Source organism: Kitasatospora sp. NPDC059160 (genome assembly GCF_042755465.1).
In the GTDB taxonomy this organism is placed as follows: domain Bacteria; phylum Actinomycetota; class Actinomycetes; order Streptomycetales; family Streptomycetaceae; genus Kitasatospora.
In genome coordinates, this window is the sequence record NZ_JBHZCN010000110.1 from 1 (window position 1) to 7,662 (window position 7,662).

The window sequence follows — 7,662 nt, forward strand, 5'->3', positions numbered from 1 at the left end:
GCCCACCCACAGAGTCGGCAGTCGGAAAATCACCCAGCCGCCGGAGCACCCACCCCCGGAACCGCCCCCGGACCCACCCACCCTCCCGAAAGCCCCCCACCCACCAACAGCCCCGCGCAGCGCCCCCCACAAGCCCCGACAATGGACCCATGTCCGGACCCGCCCCAAAGATCACCGCCCCCACCCGGCTGACGACCACCGTCACCGCCACCCACGGCGAGCCCGGCCGCCAATGGCTCGCCGCTCTGCCGGCCGCGGCCACCACCCATCTGGCCCGCTGGAACCTCACCCTCGAACGCACCCTGGACCCCGGCGGCAGCCTCAGCCTGATCGCGTACGTCCACCGCGACGACCTCTCCCCCGCCGTCCTCAAGGCCGGACTGGTCACCCCCGAGACCGCCCACGAGCACACCGCGCTCACCCACTGGGCCGGCCGCGGCGCCGTCCTGCTGCTCGACGCCGACCCCGACGCGGGAGTCCTCCTCCTGGAGCGCCTGCACGGCGACATCCCGCTGCGTTCCCTCGCCGAGGCCAAGGCGATGCTGGAGGCCACCAGCCTGCTGCACCGCCTCTGGGTCGAACCGCCCTCCAGCCCCGCACAGCCCGCCGGCCCCGAACTCCCCACCCTCGCCGACCGCGTCACGGACACCGCCGCCCGCCTCGCAGAGCACCGCGCCCACCCCGCCGCAGCCGCCGCCCAGCCCCTCATCGACGAGGCCCTCGCCACCGCCCGGGCCCTGACCGCCTCCGCCGACGAGAACCTCCTGCTGCACGGCGACTTCCACCACGGCAACGTGCTCGCCGCCGACCGCGCCCCCTGGCTGGCCATCGACCCCCGCCCGCTGACCGGCGAGCGCGCCTACGACCTGGCCCGCCTCGCCCTGGACCGCGCGGACACCCTGATCGGCTCCCCCGGCGCCCCGGCCGCGGTCCGCCGCAGGCTCCAGCAGCTCGCCGACGCCCTCGACGTCGACCGGGACCGCCTGCGCGGCTGGGCCCTGTTCCGCGCCGTCGACCTGGCCCTTCGCGCACTGGCCACGAGCCGCCACGAGGACGCCGAACTCCACCTGGAACTCGCCGGTCACCTCTCCGACTAGGACCGACCCCCCGGGCCACCGCTACGGCAACGGCAACGGCTACCGCAACGGCAACCGCGCCCCCATCACCGCGTACAGCCGGTCCGTCGCCGGGAACCGCACCGCCCGGGCCAGGTCCTGGTAGCCCAGCGCCCGGTAGAGCCGCCGGGCCGGTGTCTCCGCGTCGATCGCCGACAGGATGCTGCGCTCCAGGCCCGAGCCCTCGCACAGCAGCCGGATCAGCCGCGAGCCCACGCCCTGGCCCTGGAACTCCGGCAGCACGTGCAGTTCGGTGACGGCGAACACGCCGTCCAGCCAGTCCCCGTAGCCCCGGGCGGTCAGGTACGGCTCGATGACGGTGCTCCACCAGTGGTCCCGCTGGTTCGGCATCCCGTACCCGAACCCGACCAGCCGGCCGCCGCTCATCGCCCCGAAGGCGATCACCCCGGGCTGCCGGGCGTGCCGCCCGACGATGTGCAGCCGGACCGCGACCTCCTCGGGCGTCAGCCCGAACGCCACCGCCTGGACCTCCAGCGCCTGCGGCGCCCAGGCCGCGAGGTCGATGGCCTCGATCGTCACCCCGGTCAGCTGATCCATGCTCCGGACGTTACTACCAGCGGCCCCCTGGCGCGGCCGAAGATCGGAACCCAACAACCGGCGAAACACCGGCGAACCGCGCCACAACACCGCCCCGCACCCGGGCACCCCGGAAGCGCCCGGGCCCCACCGACCCACCGACCCCACCGCACCCCCGACCCACCGCCCCCGGGAGGAGGTCAGAACAGCACGCTCATGAAGGCCCCGACCTCCCGGAACCCGACCCGTCGATACGCGGCCCGCGCCCGCAGGTTGTAGTCGTTGACGTACAGCGAGACCACCGGCGCCACCTCGCGCAGCGCGACGTCCAGCACGGCCGCCATCCCGGTCTCGGACAGCCCCTGGCCGCGGTGCTCGGGCGCCACCCAGACGCCCTGGATCTGGCAGGCCCCCTGGGTCACGGCTCCGATCTCGGCCTTGAACACCACCCGGCCGTCCTCGGCGAAGCGCGCGAACGACCGCCCGGTGGTGACGAGTTCGGCCACCCGGGCCTGGTAGAGCAGCCCGCCGTCGCCGGCCAGCGGCGACACCCCCACCTCCTCGGTGAACATCGCCACGCAGGCGGGCATCAGCGCCTCCACCTCGGTGCGCCGCACCCGGCGTACCAGCGGGTCGGGCGCGATCTCCGCGGACGGCGAGGAGGTCGCCAACAGCGGCTGGTGGCCCCGGACTTCGCGTGCGGGGCCCCAACTCCGTTCCAGCAGCGCCCAGAAGGCGGCGGTCGCCCCGGCCGGTCCGACGATCGAGGAGCAGCGCCGGCCCTGCCGCCGGGCCCGCTCCGCGAAGGCGGCGACGGCCTGCGGCCCGGCGTTGACCAGGACGAGGTTCGCCCCGGCGTAGCAGAGGGCGTCGAGCACGCCGTCCGCGCCGTACCAGCCCCACATCTCCCCGCCGAGCCGCCACGGGTCCAGCCCGACGGCCTCGACCCGGGTCGCGACGAAGGCGTTGGCGACCGGGTCGCGGTGGAGGATCTCCAGGGCGTCCGCCAGGTCGGGCGGTTCCAGCACGCGGGTGGTGGCCAGCGCCCGGGCGGCCTGGAAGGAGCTGGGGAGCATCACACCTCGATCGATCATCGAGACAGCACCTCACTGAGACGACTCTGGCCGCACCCTACTCCGTGGCCCCACCCGGCTACGGCCGCGGGGCCGTCCGCGAACGGACGGCCCCGCTTCCGGAAAACTTCGCTGCACCCGCGCTCGGACCGCTCGGCGGTCACTCCGCGGCGACGACGGTCGGCGAACCGGCCTCGACGCCCTCCCCCTGCATCTGCTCGGCGAGCTTGAGCGCCTCCTCGATCAGGGTCTCGACGATCTTCGACTCGGGAACGGTCTTGATCACCTGGCCCTTGACGAAGATCTGGCCCTTGCCGTTGCCGGAGGCGACCCCGAGGTCGGCCTCGCGGGCCTCGCCCGGCCCGTTCACGACGCAGCCCATGACGGCGACCCGCAGCGGCACCTCCATGCCCTCCAGCCCGGCGGTGACCTCCTCCGCGAGCTTGTAGACGTCGACCTGGGCGCGGCCGCAGGACGGGCAGGAGACGATCTCCAGGCCGCGCTCGCGCAGCCCGAGCGACTCCAGGATCTGGTTGCCGACCTTGATCTCCTCGGCCGGCGGGGCCGACAGCGAGACCCGGATGGTGTCGCCGATGCCCTCGGCGAGCAGCGCGCCGAAGGCGACCGCGGACTTGATGGTGCCCTGGAAGGCCGGACCGGCCTCGGTGACGCCCAGGTGCAGCGGGTAGTCGCAGGCGGCGGCGAGCTGGCGGTAGGCGTTGATCATCACGACCGGGTCGTTGTGCTTGACCGAGATCTTGATGTCGCGGAAGTCGTGCTCCTCGAACAGCGAGCACTCCCAGAGGGCGGACTCGACCAGCGCCTCGGGGGTGGCGCGGCCGTACTTCTCCAGCAGCCGCTTGTCGAGCGAGCCGGCGTTGACGCCGATCCGGATCGGCACCCCGGCGTCCTTGGCGGCCTTGGCGATCTCGCCGACCTTGTCGTCGAAGGCCTTGATGTTGCCCGGGTTGACGCGCACCGCGGCGCAGCCGGCGTCGATCGCCGCGAAGACGTACTTGGGCTGGAAGTGGATGTCCGCGATGACCGGGATCTTCGACTTCTTGGCGATGATCGGCAGCGCGTCGGCGTCGTCCTGGGACGGGCAGGCGACGCGGACGATCTGGCAGCCGGACGCGGTCAGTTCCGCGATCTGCTGCAGCGTGGCGTTGATGTCGGCGGTCACGGTGGTGGTCATCGACTGCACGGAGACGGGTGCGTCGCCGCCGACCGGCACGTTGCCGACCATGATCTGCCGGGAGTACCGGCGCTTGGCCAGTGGCTTGAGCGGCAGGGACGGAATACCGAGCGAGATCGCGGTCATGTGCGCAGGGTTCCCCGGGGTTGAGGTGTGGATCGACCGCCCGGCCGTTGGGACGGCCGAGGCCGGGCGCGCCACGATCGCGCACCCGGCCTCCACGGTACGGCACGGTCCGGGGGCCCAGCACACCCGCCGTACCCGAACGTCCTAGCCGATCTTCACCGGGTTCACCAGGTCGGCCACCATCACCAGCAGGGTGAACCCGATGAAGATGCTGGCCACGACGTACGCGACCGGCATCAGCTTGGCGACGTCGAACGGGCCCGGATCGGGCCGCCGGAACAGCTGTGCGAACCGGCGGCGGACCGACTCCCAGACCGCGCCCGCGATGTGGCCGCCGTCCAGCGGCAGCAGCGGCAGCATGTTGAACAGGAAGAGCGACAGGTTGATGCCGGCCAGCAGGTTCACGAAGATCGCGATCCGCTGGGCGGCCGACTCGTGCAGGGAGAACACCTCGCCGCTGACCCGGGCGGCGCCGACCATGCCGATCGGCGAGTCCGGGTCGCGCGGGGCGTCGCCGACGACGGCGTTCCACAGGCCCGGGATCTTGCCGGGCAGGGCGGCCAGCGACTTCACCCCGTTCTCGGCCATGTCGTACATCCGGTCGACCGACTGCCCGAGGCCGAGCTGGACCGTTTCGCTCTTCGGGGTGAACCCGAGGAACCCGGCCTGGACGGTCCGGCCCTTCTCCGGCACCCCGTTGCCGTCGTACTTCTGCACGTCGTTGACGGCGATGGTGGGCGTGAAGGTGAGCTGCTGGCCGCCGCGCTCCACGACGATCGCCACCTGCTTGCCCGCCGACTTCCGGATGTCCGCCTGGAGCTGGTCGTAGTCGCGGATCCGGTCGCCGTCGAAGGAGAGCACCTTGTCCCCCTGGCGCAGACCCACCTCGTTGGCCGGGGTCTTGGGCGCGTCGGCGGGGCAGGTGTCGGTCGGCTGACCGGCCTTGACCACGCACTGGGCGACCGAGCCGATGGTCGGCACCGCCATGGTGACGCCGAAGCCCATCATGACCGTCAGGAACAGCCCGAACGCCAGGACCAGGTTCATGAACGGCCCGGCGAACATGACGATGACCCGCTTCCAGGGCTTGCGGGTGTAGAACAGCCGGGTCTCGTCGCCCTCCTGGAGCTCCTCGTAGGAGGCCTCACGGGCGTCCTCGATCATGGACCGCCAGGGCGAGCTGCTGCGCTTGGTGATCCGGCCGTCCTCGCCCGGCGGGAACATCCCGATCATCCGGATGTACCCGCCGAAGGGGATCGCCTTGATCCCGTACTCGGTCTCGCCCTTCCGGCGCGACCAGATGGTCGGGCCGAAGCCGACCATGTACTGGGGCACCCGGATGCCGAAGAGCTTGGCCGTGGAGAGGTGGCCGAGCTCGTGCCAGGCGATCGAGACGAGCAATCCGACCACGAAGACCAGGATGCCGACCACCGTCAAAACCGTTGCCACCGCTGGTCCTCCGTCATGCCGCTCCGCTCATCGTCTCGTCGTACCGCGATCCGTGCCGTACCGCGGTCCCGGTCGTGCCGGGCACCGCCGCCGGAGGCGAGGACGTCAGCCCGCCGCCAGCTCGCGGGCCCGGGCACGGGCCCAGTCCTCCGCGTGCAGGACGTCCTCGACGGTCAGGGAAGTTCCCGCCGCGGCCGTCCGACCGTCGTGCTGTCCGTGCTCGGCCACGACCTTGGCAACAGTGTCCACGATCCCGGTGAAGGCGAGGCGGCCCTGCAGGAAGGCCTCCACGCACTCCTCGTTCGCCGCATTGAACACCGCCGGCGCCGTTCCGCCCAGGGTGCCCACCTCACGGGCCAGCTCGACGGCCGGGAAGGCCTCGTCGTCCAGCGGGAAGAACTCCCAGGTCGCGGCCTTGGTCCAGTCACAGGCGGGCGCCGCTCCCGGCACCCGGTCCGGCCAGCCCAGACCCAGCGCGATCGGCATCCGCATGTCCGGCGGGCTCGCCTGCGCCAGCGTCGAACCGTCGGTGAACTCCACCATCGAGTGCACCACCGACTGCGGATGGACCACGACCTCGATCCGGTCGAACGGCACGTCGTACAGCAGGTGCGCCTCGATCACCTCCAGGCCCTTGTTCACCAGGGTGGCCGAGTTGATCGTGACGACCGGGCCCATCGCCCAGGTCGGGTGCGCCAGCGCCTCCTGCGGGGTCACCCCGGCCAGCTGCTCCCTGGTCCGGGTGCGGAACGGGCCGCCGCTCGCCGTCACCACCAGCTTGCGGACCTCGGCCCGGGTGCCGCCCGCCAGCGCCTGGAACAGCGCCGCGTGCTCGGAGTCCACCGGCACGATCTGGCCCGGCTTCGCCACCGCCTTCACCAGCGGACCGCCGACGATCAGCGACTCCTTGTTGGCCAGCACCAGCACCCGGCCCGCCCGCAGCGCGGCCAGCGTCGGCCGCAGGCCGATCGAACCGGTGATGCCGTTCAGCACCGAGTGGCACTCCACCGCGGCCAGCTCGGTCGCCGCGTCCGGCCCCACCAGCACGGCCGGCAGCGGCCGGCCCGCCGCCTTCGCGGCCAGCGCCTCACGCAGCGCCGGCTCCGCCGCCGGATCGGCCACCGCCACGGTGTGCACGCCCAGCCGCAGCGCCTGCTCGGCCAGCAGCTCCACCCGGCCGCCGGCCGCCGACAGCGCGACCACCCGGAACCGGTCCGGGTTGCGGAGCACGACGTCGACGGCCTGGGTGCCGATCGACCCGGTGGAACCGAGGATCACCAGCTCCCGGGGGCCGGAGGGGTCCGCCACGGTGGGCGTGAAACGCAGCTGCGGGTGGGCGAGCGAAGTCATGCGCCCATTGTGTCCTGTCCGAGACCTTTCCCAGGACGCCCCCGGCACACCCGGGCTACCGTCGGACCCATGCGTACCGTCATCGCCGGGGGCCACGGACAGATCGCGCTCGGGCTCGAACGGCTGCTCGCCGACCGCGGCGACCGCCCCGCCGGGATCATCCGCCGCCCCGAACAGGCCCCGGACCTCGTCGAGGCCGGCGCCGAGCCGCTGCTGCTCGACCTGGAGTCCGCCACCGCCCCGCAGCTCGCCGCCCTGCTCGCCGACACCGACGCGGTGGTCTTCGCCGCCGGCGCCGGCCCCGGCAGCGGCGCCGCCCGCAAGAACAGCGTCGACCGCGACGCCGCCGTCCTGCTCGCCGACGCCGCCGAACTCGCCGGCGTCCGGCGCTACCTCATGGTCTCCTCGATGGGCGCCGACGCGGCCGCCCACCACCCCGCCGACGAGGTCTTCGAGACCTACCTGCGGGCCAAGGGCGCCGCCGACGACGCCGTACGCGCCCGCACCTCGCTGGACTGGACGGTGCTGCGCCCCGGGCGGCTCACCGACGGCCCCGGCACCGGCCTGGTCCGCCTCGCCCCCGCCGTCGGCCGCGGCGCGGTCGACCGGGCCGACGTGGCCGCCGTCCTGGCCGCCCTGCTGCACGAGCCCGGCACCGCCGGGCAGACCCTGGAACTGGTCGCCGGGAACGCCACCGTCGCCGAGGCGGTCGCCGCCGCGGCCGGCCACGGCGCCTGAACGCGCCGCGGGGGCCCGGTCCCCCCCGGCCGGGGCCCCCCCGCGGCGGGACCCACCAAGTAGAGGGCGGGGAGGCCCC

The 7,662-nt window shown here is 73.3% G+C and carries 7 protein-coding genes; 2 read left to right on the forward strand and 5 right to left on the reverse strand.

The window, feature by feature from the left end:
* Positions 1-149: 149 nt before the first annotated feature.
* Positions 150-1,097 carry an aminoglycoside phosphotransferase family protein gene (locus tag ACFXOZ_RS34335; RefSeq protein ID WP_380593821.1) on the forward strand — a complete coding sequence of 316 codons (948 nt, stop codon included), beginning with the start codon at positions 150-152 and terminating at the stop codon, positions 1,095-1,097.
* Positions 1,098-1,136: 39 nt separating this feature from the next.
* Here the strand turns inward: ACFXOZ_RS34335 and ACFXOZ_RS34340 are convergent, their stop codons facing one another.
* The 5 genes from ACFXOZ_RS34340 to dxr all read right to left on the reverse strand — a co-directional run bounded on the left by ACFXOZ_RS34340 (position 1,137) and on the right by dxr (position 6,845).
* Positions 1,137-1,673: a GNAT family N-acetyltransferase gene (locus ACFXOZ_RS34340; protein WP_375896097.1), complete on the reverse strand. Its 537-nt coding sequence runs from the start codon at positions 1,671-1,673 to the stop codon at positions 1,137-1,139.
* A 179-nt stretch (positions 1,674-1,852) separates the two neighbouring features.
* Entirely contained in the window at positions 1,853-2,728 is an 876-nt protein-coding gene (locus ACFXOZ_RS34345; protein WP_375896145.1) for a GNAT family N-acetyltransferase, read from the reverse strand.
* Between the two features lie 157 nt (positions 2,729-2,885).
* On the reverse strand, positions 2,886-4,046 hold the full coding sequence (ispG, locus tag ACFXOZ_RS34350) for a flavodoxin-dependent (E)-4-hydroxy-3-methylbut-2-enyl-diphosphate synthase (protein WP_350518302.1): 1,161 nt from the start codon (positions 4,044-4,046) through the stop codon (positions 2,886-2,888).
* Between the two features lie 144 nt (positions 4,047-4,190).
* Complete coding sequence (locus ACFXOZ_RS34355; protein ID WP_375896100.1) at positions 4,191-5,495, reverse strand: RIP metalloprotease; 1,305 nt, start codon at positions 5,493-5,495, stop codon at positions 4,191-4,193.
* 105 nt (positions 5,496-5,600) lie between these two features.
* On the reverse strand, positions 5,601-6,845 hold the full coding sequence (gene dxr / locus ACFXOZ_RS34360; protein ID WP_380593823.1) for a 1-deoxy-D-xylulose-5-phosphate reductoisomerase: 1,245 nt from the start codon (positions 6,843-6,845) through the stop codon (positions 5,601-5,603).
* Between the two features lie 69 nt (positions 6,846-6,914).
* Here dxr and ACFXOZ_RS34365 point away from each other — a divergent pair, with 69 nt between their 5' ends.
* Positions 6,915-7,583, forward strand: a complete 669-nt coding sequence (locus tag ACFXOZ_RS34365) for an NAD(P)-binding oxidoreductase (protein ID WP_375896105.1) — start codon at positions 6,915-6,917, stop codon at positions 7,581-7,583.
* Positions 7,584-7,662: the final 79 nt, after the last annotated feature.

Bases quoted from the DNA above. Each gene is read 5' to 3' on its own strand.
- ACFXOZ_RS34335 (WP_380593821.1), top strand. From the start codon at position 150: ATGTCCGGACCCGCCCCAAAGATCACCGCCCCCACCCGGCTGACGACC.
- ACFXOZ_RS34340 (WP_375896097.1), bottom strand. From the start codon at position 1,673: ATGGATCAGCTGACCGGGGTGACGATCGAGGCCATCGACCTCGCGGCC.
- ACFXOZ_RS34345 (WP_375896145.1), bottom strand. From the start codon at position 2,728: ATGCTCCCCAGCTCCTTCCAGGCCGCCCGGGCGCTGGCCACCACCCGC.
- ispG (WP_350518302.1), bottom strand. From the start codon at position 4,046: ATGACCGCGATCTCGCTCGGTATTCCGTCCCTGCCGCTCAAGCCACTG.
- dxr (WP_380593823.1), bottom strand. From the start codon at position 6,845: ATGACTTCGCTCGCCCACCCGCAGCTGCGTTTCACGCCCACCGTGGCG.
- ACFXOZ_RS34365 (WP_375896105.1), top strand. From the start codon at position 6,915: ATGCGTACCGTCATCGCCGGGGGCCACGGACAGATCGCGCTCGGGCTC.